Genomic DNA, 16,402 nt, shown 5'->3' on the forward strand with positions numbered 1-16,402 from the left:
ACGGTTTCACGATTCTGGAATCCCCAGATGCCGATCTGAGTCAATCCGCCGCACCAGATATGTGCATGCCCTAGGGCGAAGGCCGGGACCCATACCGCGTGATTTATCGAGGGAGAGCGGTCTTCATACCGACGACTGCATAATTCTGTGTCTTCGCAGAGCTATTCCCTGTGGTTATGGGTCCCGGCCTTCGCCGGGACGACGTCGGAGTTAGCGGTGGGATCTATTGCGTCCTTCCGGTGCCGACTGCTCCTCACCCTTCGCCTCGTTCCACAACGCGTCCATCTCCGCCAGCGACGCCTGCTCCAGCGTGCGCCCCTGCGCTTCCAGCGCCCGCTCGATAAACGCAAAGCGCCGCTCGAATTTCGCGTTGGTCGCGCGCAGCGCGGCTTCCGGATCGGCATCGACATGGCGGGCGAGGTTGACCAGCGCGAACATCAGGTCGCCGGTCTCTTCCGCCAAGCCATCGCTGTCGTTGCGATCGAGGGCGGCCTCGATCTCGTCGGCTTCCTCGCGGATTTTCGCCAGCACCGCGCGCGGGTCGTTCCAGTCGAAGCCGACAGTGGAGGCCTTGCGTTGCAGCTCCATGGCGCGCGTCAGCGCGGGCTGGCCGGCCTTCACGCCTGACAGCAGCGATTTGTGGGACGGCGCTTCCTGCGGCGGACGGCGCGCGGCGCGCTCGGCTTTCTCCTCGGCCTTGATGCGATCCCAGACTTCCTTGACGTGGGAGGAGGCGAGGTTGCCGTCCTTGTCGGCGAAGACGTGAGGATGGCGCCGGATCATTTTTCGCGTGATGGCCTCAACGACATCTCCAAAAGCGAACGCGTTTTGCTCCGACGCCATCTGGGCGTGGAACACCACCTGCAGCAGGAGGTCGCCAAGCTCCTCGCAGAGATCGTCGAGATCGCCGCGGCTGATGGCCTCGACCACCTCATAGGCCTCCTCGATCGTATAGGGCGCGATGGTCGCAAAATTCTGCTCGAGGTCCCAGGGACAGCCGGTCACCGGCGTGCGCAGCGCCGCCATGATCTCGATCAGGCGGGAAATGTCGCGGGAAGGGGTCATTGCGGGGCAGTCTCCTGGCTCTCATGCCTTATGCCAAAAGCGGGCCCCCGTTCCCAGCGCGGCGCGGTGGAACGGGCCGATTTCCACCGGTTGGCGGGCCAGATTGGCGAGCAGCGTGCGCAGTGCTAAAGCGCGGGCCATGAGTGACGCATTTTCATCCGAAACCGCGCTGGTGCTGTTTTCCGGCGGCCAGGATTCCACCACCTGCCTTGCCTGGGCGCTGAACCGTTTTGCGCGCGTGGAAACGCTGGGGTTCGATTACGGCCAGCGCCACGCCATCGAGCTGGCCTGCCGTGACCGACTGTTCGACGGCATCAAGGATCTGCACGCGGATTGGGCCTCCAGGCTCGGCGAGAGCCACACCCTGTCGATCCCGACGCTGGCGGCGGTGTCCGAGACGGCGCTGACGCGCGACGTTGCGATTGCGATGGGCGCTGACGGCCTACCGAACACGTTCGTGCCCGGCCGCAATCTGGTGTTTTTGACTTTCGCCGCGGCGCTGGCCTACCGGCGCGGCATCAGTCATATCGTCGGCGGCATGTGCGAGACCGACTATTCCGGTTATCCCGATTGCCGCGACGACACCATCCGCGCCATGCAGGCCGCGTTGTCGCTCGGCATGGCCCGCAAGTTCGAGCTGCATACGCCGCTGATGTGGATCGACAAGGCCGCGACGTGGAAGCTCGCCCATGACCTCGGCGGCGATGGGCTGGTCGATCTCATCCGCGAGCAGTCGCACACCTGCTATCTCGGCGAGCGCGGCGCGCAGCATGATTGGGGCTACGGTTGCGGCGAGTGCCCGGCCTGCAGCCTGCGGGCAAAGGGGTGGCGGGAGTATGTGGCGGGGCGGTGCCCCCACAGACTCGGTGTCATCACCCGCGAAAGCGGGTGATCCAGTACTCCGAGACGGTCGTGATAATCGACAGGCCGCGGCGTACTGGATTCCCCGCCTCCGCGGGGAATGACAGGGTTGGTTGGGGCGAGAGCGTACCCAGGCGCGCAAAGCGACTACGGCGCAAAATCCTCCGCCTTCAGCTCGATCGGCTTGCCGTGCGGGGTGCGATCTGCCGCGTGGTCCCAGGCGTCGCGGTAGCGATGCAACGTCTCCGCAGACGCAACGCCCTTGCGCGCGACCAGCCCCTCCAGCGTGGCGAGCCAATGCAGATAGTAGGTCTCGCCCGTATCGGGATCGCCGGCCGCCTGCGCCCGCTTGATCTCGGAGGCCAAGGCTGCCGCCCATTCTGGCCAGGTGAACACGCCGCGCTCGTGCAGCGTCAGCGCCATCGCGAAGGCGTGCGCTTCCCAAGGCGCGCGGAACACCGGGCCGTCATCATCGCGCGGAATGCTCGGGATCGCTGCCGTCGCGGCAGCAGCAGCCGTGCTGCTCATCACGCCGGGTCCAGATACGGCTCGAAGGCATCGATCGAGACTTTCGAGGTCGGATCGCCGTCCGCGCCCCAGAGATCGCGGCCCTCGAACACGACCGTGTAGAGCCATTGCGGATTCTCGCCAAGCTCCATCGCCGCCGAGTCCGGAAACACGTGGCAACCGTGGTTGAGCTCGACGACACCGGCATGACCGCGCACGTAGCGCGGCAGGCGGGTGTGGGTCGCGGGATGAATGTTCTTCGCACGGACCTTGTCACCGATCTTGAATTTCGCCGGTGCCGGGGCAGGGCGGGCGAACTTGCCACGCACCATGATGCGCTCGACCTGGCCGAGATCGAACTTGCCGTGCTTGAGCGCCTTGGCCGGCTGCATCGCGTGGCCGGCGGCGACTTCCTCCCGAGTGAGATAGCCTTTCTCGATCAGCATCTCCTCGAGCCCGAGAAACCATTTCTTGTAATAGGAGCTCGAGAGATAGACGTGCGGCGGGATCGTCTCGCGATAGAAGCGCGAGGTGTCGATGTTGAAAGCGCCGGCCGCGCCCATCGCGCGCACCATGGCGAGAACACGCGACTCCCATTCCTCGTGGAACACCGGCTCGTTCGGCTCGGGCTCGACTTTGCCGAACCCGTCCATGCCGCCCATGTCGTGCACGCCGTTCATGACGGCGCTCCGGGCACCTTGGGAAAGCCGGTGCCGATCATGGAATCGCGCGTGACCAGCTCGGCGAGCTGCTCCTCGTTCCAGCCTTCGGTCCCCGCCGGGCGCATCGGCAGCACAAGAAAGCGCGTTTCGGCGGTCGAATCCCAGACCCGGATTTCAACGTCCTTGGCGACCTGCACGCCGAAATCGGCGAGCACGCCGCGCGGGTCCTTCACCGCGCGGGAACGATAGGGCGCGGCCTTGTACCAGACCGGCGGCAGCCCCAGCATTTCCCAGGGATAGCAGGAGCACAGCGTGCACACGACCATGTTGTGACGCTGCGGTGTGTTCTCGACCACGACGAGGTGGTCGCCGACGCGGCTGACATGGCCGAGCGTGCCGATCGCCTTCGAGCCGTCCTCCAGCAGTGCCGTCCTGAACGCCGGATCGCTCCAGGCCTTGGCGACGACGCGTGCGCCGTTATGAGGGCCGATCCGGGTCTCATAGGCCTGGATGATGGCGTCGAGCGCGGCCGGCTCGACATAGCCTTTTTCGGTCAGGATCGTCTCGAGCGCGCGCACGCGCAGCTCGGTCTCCGACAGCTCGGAATGGTCGTGATCGTGGTGATGATGATGATGCTCGCTCACGGGGGCGAAGATAGTCCCAGAATCCTGGCGTTGTCGAGGCGAAGACTCTGCTAACGTCGCACCATGGGCTGGGCTGCAACAACCGGAATAGCCGCCGCAATCGCGGCTCTTGGCGCATTCGCGGGGCAGGATGCGCGCGCCGCGAATGGCGCCTATGCGGTCGATGCCGCCGACATTTCCGAGGTCGGCTCCTGCAAGGTGGAAAGCTGGCTGTCGGCGGCGACCAACGCGGATTTTTCGGCGGTCGCCAATCCCTCCTGTGTCGTCGATCCCTTCAGGCCGATCGAGCTGAGCCTGCAGTCCATCCGGGCCCGGAGCGACGGCGACTGGAGCACGACAATTGCTCCGAAAGGCAAGACGAACTTGATCCCGACCGGGATCGGCCGGTGGGGATTGTCGGCCTATGGCGGTGGATCATTCGACGCGGCGACCGGCGAGGCGCTATCCGCCTTTGCCGTCGTCCCCGCGACCTTCCGCCTGTCGGAGACCATGCGCATCAACGTCAACGGCGGCTGGCTCTGGGATCGCACGGTGGATCGCCATTACCTGACCTACGGCATCGGCTTCGATTGGAAATTCACAGAGACCCTGCAATGGACGATCGAGGCGTACGGGCAGGCCGGCGCCTCCGAGGTCGCAAGCGTCGTGCAGCCGCGTTTCCAGACCGGTGTCCGTTACCGACCGAACGAGATATTCTCCGTCGATCTGATCTACGGCCGCAACATCACCGGCGAAAATGCCAACTGGATCACCATCGGGACCACGATCCGGTTTCCGGTCCAAGGAAGCGAACCCGAACATCGGCGTACCGGGCATCTGTGAGCACCAGGAAGACCAAGACCAGGGGAGATTGCGTTGCCTGACTATGTGAAGATCGAGAAGGGCCTCGGGCCGGAGGGGCGGATTGCGGTGGTGCGGTTCGACCGCGGCGACGGCATCAACGCGCTGTCGCCGGAGGCGCTGCGCCAGCTCACCGCGGCCGCGCGCAGTTTCGAGGATGATTCCGCAACCTCTGTCGTGGTGCTGACCGGCAGCGCGGCTGCGTTCAGCGCCGGCTTCGACCTCAAGGATGCCGAAGGGCGCTCGCGCAAGGACATGGACCTCGGCACGCTGCGGCGGCATCTCAAGCTCGGACCGCGCCTGACCCACGCCTGGCAGGAGATGGAGCAGATCACGATCGCCGCCATCGAGGGCTTTTGCGTCGGCGGCGGCGTGGCGCTGGCCGTCGCGCTCGACTTCCGCGTCATGGGACGCGATGCCCATCTGCGCGTGCCCGAGATCGGGCTCGGCATGAACATGAGCTGGCAGAGCATTCCGCGCATGCTGCACCTGATCGGCCCGGCTCGCACCAAGCAGGCTGTCATCCTGGCCGATCAGCGCATCAGCGCGGATGAAGCCTATGAGTGGGGCCTGGTCGAGCAGGTGGTCGATCCCGGCCATGCGTTCGATGCCGCCATGGAGCTTGCGCGCAAGGTGGCAGCGCAGCCGCCGCTCTCCGTTGCCATGACAAAACTCACGGTCAACCGTCTGGCGCATGCGCTGGATAATCTCGCCAGCCACATGGACGTCGACCAGTTCGCCCTGGCAAGCCTCAGCGAGGACCACAGGGAGGGCGTCGAGGCGTTCCTGACGCGACGCAAACCGAAGTTCAGAGGGCGGTAGAAGCCGGCCAGGCATTGATTGCGCCGCGGTCTATCCGTATACGCGGCGCTGGGACAAAATAGGCCCGATCAACGGGCCGGCCGACGACCATGACGATCGAGGGGGAGGGCCCATGACCACTAGCTCGCAGGCGCCTGAGGCGAAAGGGTTTCGCTGGAAGCTGATCGCGCCGCTCGCGGTGTGGCTGGTGATCTATCTGTTGCCGGTGCCGGCAGGGCTCAACGTCAATCAGTGGCACTATTTTGCCGTCTTCGCGGCCGTCATCACCGGTCTCATCCTGGAATCGATGCCGGTCGGCGCGGTCGGCCTGATCGGGCTGACGGTTGCCGGCGTCGGCGGTTATATCGATCCCGACCCGACCAAGTCGCTGCGATGGATGCTGGCGGGCTTTGCCGAGAGCACGGTCTGGCTGATCGTCGGCGCCTTCGTGTTCTCGATCGGCTATCGCAAGAGCCAGTTGGGCCGGCGTATTGCGCTCGTGCTGGTGCAAAAGCTCGGCAGCAACACGCTCGGCCTCGGCTATGCGGTGGCGATGTCGGACTTCTTGCTGGCGCCGGCGACGCCGTCCAACACCGCGCGCAGCGGCGGCATCGTCTATCCCATCATCAGCAACATCCCGCGCATCTACGGCTCCGAGCCTGGACCGACCGCCGGCAAAATCGGCACCTATGTGATGTGGACCGCGTTCGCGTCGACCGCCGTCACCAGCTCATTGTTTTTCACCGCGCTCGCGCCCAATGCGGCGGCGCTGGCCATCGCCAAGAAGACCGTCGGAATCGACGTCAGCTGGGCGCAATGGTTCATGGGCTTTGCGCCGCTCGGCCTCCTCCTGATGGTGCTGGTCCCGCTGCTCAGCTACGCGGTCTGCCGCCCCGAGGTGAAGAGCAGCCCGGAAATTTCCGAATGGGCATCGAAGGAGCTCGCGGAGATGGGCCCGATGTCGCGTAACGAGTGGATCATGCTGGCGCTGATCCTGCTCGCGATGTTCCTGTGGATCGCGGGCTCCAGCCCGGACATCCGCGTGCCGCTCCTGGGCTCGAATTTCGTCAACGCCACCACCGTCGTGTTCATCGTGATCTCGCTGATGCTGGTGACGGGCGTGATCGAGTTTGCCGACATCGTCGCCGAGAAGAGCGCCTGGGAGGTGTTCTTCTACTTCACCTCGTTGCTGACGCTGGCCTCTGGTCTCAACGAGATCGGCTTCATCAAATGGTTCGCCACCGAATATGCAAAGCCGCTCGCCGGGCTGTCGCCGTCGACCGCGATGCTCCTGCTGGTCGCGCTGTTCTTCTGGATCCACTATTTCTTCTCGAGCATCACCTCGCATGCCGCCGCCGTGCTGCCCGTGGTGCTCGCGGTTGGATCCGGCATCCCCGACCTGCCGGTCACGACGCTTGCCATGCTCTGCATGTACTCGCTCGGCCTGATGGGCGTGATCTCGCCTTACGCGACGGGGCCGGCGCCGATGTATTTCGGCAGCGGCTATATCGGCAAAGGTCAGTTCTGGGGTTTTGGGCTGATCTTCGGGGTGCTGTATTTCGCGGGGCTCCTGCTGATCGTATGGCCCTGGTTGCGGGTCCACTGAGCCGGGCGCGCTGACGCTCGCGGTGGTCAGCCTGCTCGGCTATTCCGCCATGGTCGGTGCCGTCGGAGGCGGGGGCCTGGGCGATCTCGGCATCCGCTACGGCTATCAGCGCTTCATGCCGGAGATGATGCTGGCCGTCGTCGTGGTGTTGATCGCGCTGGTGCAGCTGGTCCAGAGCGCCGGCGATTATCTCGCGCGCCGGGTCAATCGCCGGCTGCGACATCGCTGACGCCGTTTTAGACATTTCGAACAAGCAGGTTCTTGTCGGTCTGGAAGCATTCCAAACTTCGAGACACGACTGAGCGCATTCGTCGCACGCGTTGCACACGCGTCTGGAGAAATTCTAACGCAGTTCCTATCGCACTCCGAAATCGCCTGCGTTAGGGCGAGGCATCAAAAACGATACCGGCAAAGCCGGCAGTGCGTGGGGCCTCGACGTGACCGACTTACAACTTTCTTCGCGTTCCGACACGCGTCGTCGACAGATACAGATTCTCTTCCTCGGAGCGGCCAGCACATTTGCTCTTGTCGTTCCCTTCGGTGCCGTGGAGGCGCAGACGCAGATTCCCGCCGTCACCGTCGAAGCCCCGGCCCAGCGCGCCCGGCCTGCGGCGGTCGCCTCAAGGCGAGGCTCAGGGGCGACACGCACCGCACGCGCCAATCGTCGCGCTCCGGCGCAGCAAGCCGCGCCAACCCAGTCAGCATCATCGAACGGCGCTACGGGTGAACGCGCCAACGGTCCGGTGCGCGGTTTCGTTGCGACGCGCAGCGGCACCGCGACCAAGACGGATACGCCTCTGATCGAAACCCCGCAGTCCGTCTCCGTCGTCACGACCGACCAGGTCAGGAATCAGGGTGCGGTCTCGATCGGCGAGGCGCTGCGCTACACCGCGGGTGTCAGCGGCGACGTCAACGGCGGCTCCGACACCCGCTTCGGCGCCCTCCAGATCCGCGGCTTCGACACCACCATGTCGGGCCTCTACGTCGATGGCTTGCGGGTACCCTCCAGCAACTACGTGCATTTCAACGGCCTCGATCCCTACGGCGCCGAGCGTCTCGAGGTCCTCAAGGGTCCGTCCTCGGCGATGTATGGCGGCAGCGGCACCGGCGGCATCCTCAACTACGTCACCAAGCTGCCGACGGCGCAGCAGTTCGGCGAGGTCTCGATCTCCGGCGGCAGCTTCAACCGTTATCAGGGCCAGTTCGACATGGGCGGTCCCGCCAACAAGGACGGCACGGTGCTGTGGCGCCTGACCGGCGTGGTGCGCGACGGCGAAACCCAGGTCGACTTCACCAAGGACAACCGAGTCTTCATCGCGCCCGCCATCACGTTCAAGCCGAACGAGGACACCACCATCACGATCCTCGCCAACTACCAGCGCGACCGGGCAGGGTGGGGTCTTCAGTTTTTGCCGGCCTCGGGCACGGTGTGGCCGAACAACGGCCGCACCATCCCGGTCTCGTTCTTCGCGGGCGTGCCGAGCTTCAACGCGTTCAACACCGAGATCGCGACCGCCGGTTACCAGCTTTCGCACAATTTCACCGACAACATCACGTTCCGGCAGAATCTGCGCTACGCCTATCAGCACAACGAGGAGAAGGTGTTTTACGGCGGAGGCTATACCGACGAGGCCGCAGGGCGGCTCGCGCGTTTCGGCAGCTACAGCAACTCCTACATCAACTCCTTCGCGGTGGACAATCAGCTCCAGGGCAAGTTCACCACGGGCTTCCTCAGCCACACCACGCTGGTGGGCATAGACTATCGCAACACCAGATTCCGCGACACCGCCTTTGGCGTCACGACGTCCGCGCCCGAGATTAACGTCTTCAATCCGGTCTACAGCTACGACTGGACCATGGGCGCCATGAGCGACGACACCGGCGTCAAGCAGTCGCAGGTCGGCCTCTACGCGCAGGACCAGATCAAGCTCGGCCGGCTCTCGTTCCAGCTCGGCGGCCGCCAGGACTTCGTGACGACGCAGGTGGACAGCGGCATCTTCAACACGTCAGTCGCGAAGGATGCATCGGCCTTCACCGGCCGCGCCGCATTGATGTACAATTTCGACAACGGCATCGCGCCCTATTTCAGCTATTCGGAATCCTTCCTGCCGGTGCTCGCGACCGGCCCGAGCGGACAGCTGCTCAATCCCGAGACCGGCGTGCAGTACGAGGTGGGCGTCAAGTACCAGCCGATCGGCTGGAACGCGCTGTTCACCTTCGCCGCCTTCGACCTGACGCGCGACAACGTCGTCACCTTTGCGCCTCCGAGCTATCTCGCCGAACAGACCGGTCAGGTGAAATCGCGCGGTATCGAGCTCGAAGGCAGCATGTCGCTCGCCGACGGCTGGAACCTGCGGGCGGCCTATGCCTATGTCGATGCAACGGTGACGCAGGATCCGGTGAATGTCGGCAAGGCACCGGTCACGGTGCCGCTCAACCGCGCCTCGCTGTGGAACGACTACACGCTTCAGACCGGGCCGCTCGCGGGCCTGCAGTTCGGCGGCGGCCTCCGCTATGTCGGCGCGACCTGGGGCGATGACGCCAACACGTTCAAGGTCGGATCCGCGACCGTGCTGGACGCGCTGCTCGCCTACACCAGGGACAATTGGCGGCTGTCGCTGAACGTCACCAATCTCGCCGACACCCGCTACGTCGCCGCCTGCTACAGCCTGTCGGGCTGCTTCTACGCAGAGGGACGCAAGGCCATCGGCAAGCTGACGTATCGGTGGTGAGGTCGAATGAGGACGGTGAGGGCCCACGAGAGGTCGTCATGGCCGGGCTTGTCCCGGCCATCCACGTCTTACTTGGCGAGATCTGAACGATGAGAGCGATATTCGGCAAGCTGCATCGCTGGGCGGGGCTGCTCACGGCCGGATTCCTGTTCTTCTCCGGCATCACCGGGGCGATCATCTCCTGGGATCACGAGATCGACGAGGTCCTGAACAGCCATCTGTTCGACGTCAGCAGCAAGGGCCCGGCGATTCCCTCGATCGATCTCGCGAAGATGATCGAGCAGCGCGACCCCCGTGCGCGCGTGGTCTATCTGTTCATGACGCCGGAGGAGGGCCACTCGCTGTGGTTCTTCGTCATGCCGCGGATCGATCCCGCGACCGGCAAGCGCTACGCGCTCGACTACAATCAGATCTTCCTCGATCCCAATACCGGCGCCGAGCTCGGCCGCCGCTATTGGGGCGCGGTGTGGCCGGTGACGCGCGAAAACTTCGTCTCGTTCCTCTACAAGCTGCACTACACCATGCACATCCCGGAATTCTGGGGCAGCGACCGCTGGGGCATGCGCGTGCTCGGCGTGATCGCCATCATCTGGACCATCGACTGCTTCGTCGGCTTCTACCTGACGCTGCCCTCGCGCCGGAGCGCCAGGGCGGCGCGGGCGCCGCAAGTCGCGCGCCAGCTCGAACGCGGCTTCTGGGCGCGCTGGGCGCCGGCGTGGACCATCAAGACCTCGGGCAGCGCCTACCGGATCAATTTCGACATCCACCGCGCCTTCAGCCTGTGGACCTGGGGCGTGCTGTTCATCATCGCCTTCACGGCGTTCTCGCTGAACCTCTATTTCGAGGTGTTCTCGCCGCTGATGAAGATGGTGTCGAACTACACGCCGACGCCCTATGAGCAGCGGCCATATCGCGATCTCGACGATCCCATCGAGCCCAAGGTCAGCTTCGCCGACATCGCCGCGCGCGCGGCGGCGGACGCCAAGGGGCGAGGGTGGACCGTCCCGGTCGGCTCGGTCAATTACGGCCCGGCCCATGGTGTCTATGCCGCGGCTTTCTTTCATCCGGGCGACGATCACGGCGCCGGCGGTGTCGGTCCGGCGCAGCTCTACTACGACAGCGAGGACGGTCGTCCGATCGGCGAACGGCTGCCCTGGGTCGGCACCGCCGCCGACATCTTCGTGCAGGCGCAATTCCCGCTGCATTCGGGCCGCATCGTCGGGCTGTTCGGCCGCATCCTGATTTCGGTCATGGGGCTGGTCGTGGCGGCGCTCTCGGTCACCGGAATCGTGATCTGGTGGCGCAAGCGCCGCGCCCGCGTCCGGGTGCGGGAAACGGCTGCGATGCGGCTGAACCGGCAGCTCACGCCGGCGGAGTAGGGACGCTCGCGCGGCTTTGCCCGAGCTCAATTGCCTTGCGAGGCACGCTTCGTGTCTAGGCCGGGCAATGACAGAGGCTGAGCCATGACAGAAGAATTTGATCGGAATCAAACTGCCCTTGAGCAACCTTCGCTAGCGTCGCTGCGTGTTTAACCCGATTTGCAGTAAACGTCCCCCAGGGCTTTGTGCCCCTGTTTGCCCTTCCTCTTCGACAGGATCGCCAATCACTCCAGGTGGACGTGAGAGGATGCTGATGCGCACGTACTATTTCGATGTGAGAGATGGCGTTCCGGCTCGGGACAAGTCAGGTCTGGAGTTTGGAAGCGATGGCGCCGCCATTGCCCACAGCAAGAACCTGGCGGAAGACGTTCGCACGACAAGGCCAGGAGGACATCCGGATCTCCGGATCGTCGTCATCGACGAGAACGGTCGGGAAGTTCATCGCGAACCGGTCTATTCAAAGACCAGTTGACCATGGATGAACCTTCCGGTGCAACGGAGGCACAAAGGCAGAAGACAGCTCGTGCCTCCCGGGATCGCTATGAAGTGCCTTGCCTTGCTCTGCCTGCTCGTTTTCGCCACGTCCGCGCATGCGGCTGGCCCGGAGCAGCGCTATCTCGATCTGCGCGATCGCTACATCGCAAAATTCTCGAAAGCCAAGGAGAACGACGAGACCTATAAGCAGCACGATGCGGCGCTCAAGGAGTTGACGGACGTCCTGCGCGGCCTGGTGGGCCCCGTCGCGATCAAGGGACTGCCGGCCGACGGCAAGACGAACGCGGACACGCTCTTCAAGGGCGATTCCGGTTTCGGCCATCTCGACGGCCTCGGCTTCGCGTCCGAAGGAGACAAGATGCAAGCGGTGGCGACCACGACCGGCTTGCTCAAGCACTGGCTGCGCGAGCATCGCGAGGACGGGATGCCGCAGGAGATCGGCGCGGCGTTCAAGTCGGACCGCTTCTACTATCAGGCGATCCAGGACTCCGCCTTCGCCAAATATGCCGAGCTGCCGATCACGAAGCCCGCGGGCACAAGCGCGGCGGTTGCGGTACTGGGCGTCCGCGGCAACGGCGATCTGAAGGGACCGCCGCATGAAATCGACGTCGTCGCGATCCAGGGCGACAAGGTCTTCTTTCTCGCCGCAAGCGATGCGGTGAAGACGGGTGAGATCCCGGCTTGCGAGAAGGTCTGGAAGCAGATGATGGCGAGGCCCATCGACAAGAAGGACCCCCGCGGCGACATCACCCGCGAAGACAATGCGATGACCGCGTACACGGCGTGCTTCTCCAAGGCGGCACCAAGCCAGAGCTGGTATGCGACGGCCGTCAAGAAAGCGCAGAGCCAGCTGGAGCTGCTGCCGCTGCGCTAGAGCGATTATCCAGTTGCCTTCGGGGCTGCAGCGTGGCGCGGGGCGCCATCGCTCGAGAATGCGCAATCGGAAATTGCAGCTCCTCCTGCGGATGCAACCGAGGCCCGAGCAGTGCGAAATCGCCCCAAGCCGCATCGACGAGATCGTCGGCAACATCATCCTCGGATTTGGCGAGGTCCGTGGAACTCGTTCGCGACGAGGGGGTTGCACTGCGGTTGGAACCGAACGGGTAGCAAACTTGAATCGCCGCCAATTCCTGGAAGCCTCGGCATTGACGCCATTGGCGACATTACTACCTGGCGCAGTCTCTGCGGGATCAGCGGCGGAGTTGCCGTTTGGTCCCTCTTATGTCCGCGACCTTGCCCGCAATTTGGCGAGTAAGCCCTTTGCGCCGCCAGAGGAAAAGGTCCCGGACGCGCTTAGTGATCTCACCTACGATCAGTACCGGTCAATTCGCTTTCTGCCGGAGCGCGCAATTTGGCGCAACGAGAAGCTGCCCTTCGAGGTCCAGTTTTTCCACCGCGGCTTTTTCTATAAGAACAGGGTCGACATCTACGAGGTCTCCGGCGGACGAGCCGTACCGATCAGGTACCGGCGCGACGATTTTGCGTTCGGCGACAATATCGGCCAGGTACCGGACGCTGATCTCGGATTTGCCGGCTTTCGCATTCACGCCCCGATCAATCGCCCCGACTATTACGACGAGGTTTGCGCGTTTCTCGGCGCCAGCTACTTCCGTGCGGTCGCCAAAGGCGAGACCTATGGCCTGTCCGCGCGCGGTCTGTCGATCGATACCGGCGAGAGCAAGGGGGAGGAATTTCCGTTCTTCAAGGCCTTCTGGCTGGAGAAGCCCGCGCCGGGGGCCACATCTGTCGTGGTCCATGCGCTGCTTGACAGCAAGAGCGCTACGGCAAGCTATCGCTTCACGATCAGGCCGGGCGCTTCGACGGTCTTCGACGTGGAGATGTCGCTCTATCCGCGGATCGAGCTGCAACATGCCGGCTTGGCGCCCATGACGAGCATGTTCTTTTTCGGTCCGAACGACCGACACGATGTCGACGATTTCCGCCCTGCCGTGCACGACTCCGATGGGCTCGCAATGTTCAATGGAAAGGGCGAGCAACTCTGGCGTCCTCTCAACAATCCACACGATCTGCAGGCCAGCACATTCAATGATCTCAATCCTCGCGGCTTCGGCCTGATGCAGCGGGAGAGAAATTTCTTCGCCTACGAGGACCTCGAATCGCGCTTTGAGCGTCGCCCGAGCCTCTGGGTCGAACCGATCGGAGATTGGGGAGAGGGCAGTGTGGTCCTCTTTGAGATCCCGACCAAGGAGGAAGTTCACGACAACATCGCCGCCTTCTGGCGCCCGAAAACAGCACTCCAGGCCAAGAGCGAAAACAACTACACCTATCGTCTGCACTGGGGTCCGGACGCGCCGAAGCCCAATTCACTAGCCCGGTTCACCCGCACAGGCGTTGGCGCGCGGGGCGAGGACAGCAAATTATTCGTGCTCGAGCTCGTTGGTGACAAGCTGAAGGAGGTCGATCCTGAGAAGGTGAGGGGCGCCGTCAGCGCCGACAAATCCGAGATCAAGAACGTCGTCACGCAGCCAAACCCGGAAACCGGCGGCTGGCGCCTGAGTTTTCAATGCTCCGTGAAGGACGCGCCTATCGAGTTGAGGGCGGTCTTGATGCTGGGGGATCAACCCATCTCCGAAGTCTGGGTTTACCGATGGGCGCCCTGAAGTCGTCGCCTGCGCTTTCGCCTGAGCTTGGCATTCGGTATCTTCCCGACGAAACGCCTCTCCCGATGCTGCCCTGTCGATTGGACGGGACAAATCGTGCCTATCCGGCGCGACTGCGGACCACCCCTGCCGTTGCAGCGCGGCGCCTGTTCATTCTCGCCGGAACGGCCGCGATTACCGCTGCGGGCGCTGTTGAGATGTACGATGTTCTCAAGGTTGGTGGCGTCACGGTCCTTGAAGGCATGGTGTTCGGGCTGTTTCTCGTGCTGCTCGCCTGGATCGCGTTTTCGTTCGTGTCTTCAGTCGCCGGTTTTTTTGTGCTCCTGCGGGGCCGACCGGATGTGCTGCCAATTGACAGCCACGGTCCGCTGCCCGGGATCACCGGCCGAACGGCGATGCTGTTGCCGACCTATAACGAGGATCAGCACCATCTCATGGCGCGACTCCGCGCCATGTACGAGTCGGTCGGCGAAACCGGACAGGCCCCGTTGTTCGATTGGTTTCTGCTCAGTGACACCACCGATCCGGACATCTGGATTGCCGAGGAGCTTGCGTTTCTGGAACTGCAGCGCAACTGCGGTTCGGGCCATCTCTACTATCGTCACCGATCCGACAACACCGCCCGAAAGTCCGGCAACATCGCCGAATGGGTGAGGCGGTTCGGTGGCGCCTACGACTACATGATCATTCTCGACGCGGACAGTCTGATGAGCGGAGAGACCATCGTTCGGCTGGCGGGCGCGATGGAAGCAAACCCGCAGGCCGCGCTGATCCAAACGCTTCCGATCGTCGTCAATGCGCGAACCCTGATTAGCCGGCTTCAGCAGTTCTCGGGTCGTTTATACGGCCCGCTGATCGCGGCCGGGAACGCCTGGTGGCATGCCTCAGAGGGCAACTACTGGGGACACAATGCCATCATCCGGGTGCAGGCTTTTGCCCAAGAGGCGGGCTTGCCCGAATTGCGCGGAAGGAAACCTTTCGGCGGCCACATCCTAAGCCACGATTTTGTCGAAGCCGCGCTGATGCGGCGGGCGGGGTGGGGGATTTTCATGGCTCCCGATCTCGGTGGGAGTTTCGAGGAGGTGCCACCGTCGCTGCTGGATTTCGCGGCGCGTGACCGCCGCTGGTGTCAGGGCAATCTCCAGCATCTTGCCGTTCTGCCGGCCCGAGGCCTGCACTGGGTCTCAAGGCTTCACCTGTTGACCGGGATCGGCTCCTATCTCACCGCGCCCCTGTGGCTGCTGTTTCTATTGCTCGGAATCCTGATCTCCTTGCAGGCCTATTTCGTCAAGCCGGAGTACTTTCCCAAGGGCTTCTCGTTGTTTCCAACGTGGCCCGCACAGGATCCCGTGCTCGCCGCCTGGGTCTTTGCCGCGACGATGGGGCTCCTTATCCTGCCCAAATTGCTGGCCTACCTCGTTCTGCTCACCAGGCGTGCGGAACGGCAGGCATTCGGCGGCGGATTTCGCGTGCTGCTGGCGGTGGTCGCCGAGAGCCTCCTTGCCGCCTTGATCGCCCCATCCATGATGATCTTTCAATCCACCGCTGTGGCGGAGATCCTGCTGGGGCGTGATGCGGGCTGGCAAGTGCAACGGCGAAGTGATGGCAGGATCACGCGCGATGAAGTCTATCGCAAATTCACGGTGCCGACCCTATGCGGGCTGGCCATGGCGGCAAGCGCCTATGCCGTGTCGCTTCCGCTGCTGCTCTGGATGTCGCCGGTGATCATCGGCTTGGTTTGCGCCATTCCGATCGGTCTCATCACATCGACGGCACCGCGAATGGCGCGCCTGTTTGCGACCCCGGAGGACAATCGCGCGCCGGCACTGCTGCAGAGGGCGAGAGAGCTTGCCAGCCTGGATCGGATCGAGTCACGCGCGGCTCTGATCGAATTGAGACAGAACCCCGCGTTGCTGGGACCGCACATGCAGTCCCTCGAAGCGCCGCCGCGCAAATCGGGCCAGATCGACATAGATCTCGCGATCGCCCGTGCCAAGATTGAGCAGAGCGACGATTTCGAGGAAGCCGTCAGCAGCCTCAGCGCGCGCGAGATCCTTGCCGTGCTGAAGCACCGACACGCGCTTGAGCAAGTCATGCGAATGCCGCGAGCGACCGCTTCCGCGGACGTCTAGGTCATGGCGGTGTAGGTGAGGGCGTTGACGATCCGGTGGTGCTTGGCCGAGGGCGAG

14 protein-coding genes and 1 pseudogene are annotated in these 16,402 nt (G+C 63.8%); 11 read left to right on the forward strand and 4 right to left on the reverse strand.

Going from position 1 to position 16,402, the window contains the following annotated elements:
* Window positions 1-210 precede the first annotated feature (210 nt).
* Window positions 211-1,065, reverse strand: a complete 855-nt coding sequence (gene mazG / locus AC0L2J_RS29065) for a nucleoside triphosphate pyrophosphohydrolase (protein WP_473395294.1) — start codon at window positions 1,063-1,065, stop codon at window positions 211-213.
* Between the two features lie 139 nt (window positions 1,066-1,204).
* Between mazG and queC the strand changes: the two genes are divergently transcribed.
* Window positions 1,205-1,957: a 7-cyano-7-deazaguanine synthase QueC gene (gene queC / locus AC0L2J_RS29070; RefSeq protein ID WP_473395295.1), complete on the forward strand. Its 753-nt coding sequence runs from the start codon at window positions 1,205-1,207 to the stop codon at window positions 1,955-1,957.
* 116 nt (window positions 1,958-2,073) lie between these two features.
* On the opposite strand, the gene AC0L2J_RS29075 is transcribed toward queC, so the two are convergent.
* The 3 genes from AC0L2J_RS29075 to nthA are packed head-to-tail and all read right to left on the reverse strand — an operon-like array spanning window position 2,074 to window position 3,739.
* Window positions 2,074-2,454 (reverse strand): nitrile hydratase accessory protein, encoded by a 381-nt coding sequence (locus tag AC0L2J_RS29075; protein WP_018457832.1) that lies wholly within the window; start codon window positions 2,452-2,454, stop codon window positions 2,074-2,076.
* A complete protein-coding gene (nthB, locus tag AC0L2J_RS29080) occupies window positions 2,454-3,113 on the reverse strand; it encodes a nitrile hydratase subunit beta (protein WP_473395296.1) in 660 nt (219 codons plus the stop codon). Before nthB ends, AC0L2J_RS29075 begins: the two co-directional genes overlap by 1 nt.
* Window positions 3,110-3,739, reverse strand: a complete 630-nt coding sequence (nthA, locus tag AC0L2J_RS29085; RefSeq protein WP_473395297.1) for a nitrile hydratase subunit alpha — start codon at window positions 3,737-3,739, stop codon at window positions 3,110-3,112. Before nthA ends, nthB begins: the two co-directional genes overlap by 4 nt.
* 63 nt (window positions 3,740-3,802) lie before the next feature.
* Here nthA and AC0L2J_RS29090 point away from each other — a divergent pair, with 63 nt between their 5' ends.
* The 10 genes and pseudogenes from AC0L2J_RS29090 to mdoH all read left to right on the forward strand — a co-directional run bounded on the left by AC0L2J_RS29090 (window position 3,803) and on the right by mdoH (window position 16,345).
* Window positions 3,803-4,561 (forward strand): hypothetical protein, encoded by a 759-nt coding sequence (locus AC0L2J_RS29090; RefSeq protein WP_473395298.1) that lies wholly within the window; start codon window positions 3,803-3,805, stop codon window positions 4,559-4,561.
* Between the two features lie 33 nt (window positions 4,562-4,594).
* Window positions 4,595-5,401 carry an enoyl-CoA hydratase/isomerase family protein gene (locus tag AC0L2J_RS29095; protein ID WP_007610317.1) on the forward strand — a complete coding sequence of 269 codons (807 nt, stop codon included), beginning with the start codon at window positions 4,595-4,597 and terminating at the stop codon, window positions 5,399-5,401.
* A 112-nt stretch (window positions 5,402-5,513) separates the two neighbouring features.
* Window positions 5,514-6,986: a DASS family sodium-coupled anion symporter gene (locus AC0L2J_RS29100; RefSeq protein ID WP_007610318.1), complete on the forward strand. Its 1,473-nt coding sequence runs from the start codon at window positions 5,514-5,516 to the stop codon at window positions 6,984-6,986.
* A gap of 7 nt (window positions 6,987-6,993) precedes the next feature.
* Window positions 6,994-7,215: pseudogene (locus AC0L2J_RS29105) on the forward strand (DL-methionine transporter permease subunit); the annotation flags it as partial.
* Between the two features lie 514 nt (window positions 7,216-7,729).
* Entirely contained in the window at window positions 7,730-9,718 is a 1,989-nt protein-coding gene (locus AC0L2J_RS29110; RefSeq protein ID WP_035975010.1) for a TonB-dependent siderophore receptor, read from the forward strand.
* A gap of 89 nt (window positions 9,719-9,807) precedes the next feature.
* On the forward strand, window positions 9,808-11,097 hold the full coding sequence (fsrB, locus tag AC0L2J_RS29115) for a siderophore utilization protein FsrB (protein WP_473395299.1): 1,290 nt from the start codon (window positions 9,808-9,810) through the stop codon (window positions 11,095-11,097).
* A 253-nt stretch (window positions 11,098-11,350) separates the two neighbouring features.
* Window positions 11,351-11,569, forward strand: a complete 219-nt coding sequence (locus AC0L2J_RS29120) for a DUF6894 family protein (protein WP_007610326.1) — start codon at window positions 11,351-11,353, stop codon at window positions 11,567-11,569.
* A 69-nt stretch (window positions 11,570-11,638) separates the two neighbouring features.
* Complete coding sequence (locus AC0L2J_RS29125; protein WP_473249079.1) at window positions 11,639-12,466, forward strand: hypothetical protein; 828 nt, start codon at window positions 11,639-11,641, stop codon at window positions 12,464-12,466.
* A gap of 238 nt (window positions 12,467-12,704) precedes the next feature.
* The gene (locus tag AC0L2J_RS29130; protein ID WP_156527308.1) at window positions 12,705-14,213 is read left to right on the forward strand and encodes a glucan biosynthesis protein G; all 1,509 of its coding nucleotides are present in this window, start codon (window positions 12,705-12,707) and stop codon (window positions 14,211-14,213) included.
* Window positions 14,201-16,345, forward strand: a complete 2,145-nt coding sequence (gene mdoH / locus AC0L2J_RS29135) for a glucans biosynthesis glucosyltransferase MdoH (protein WP_473395300.1) — start codon at window positions 14,201-14,203, stop codon at window positions 16,343-16,345. The genes AC0L2J_RS29130 and mdoH overlap by 13 nt, the downstream gene beginning before the upstream one ends.
* Window positions 16,346-16,402 lie beyond the last annotated feature (57 nt).

It is taken from the genome of Bradyrhizobium sp. MV1.5, from assembly GCF_055807615.1.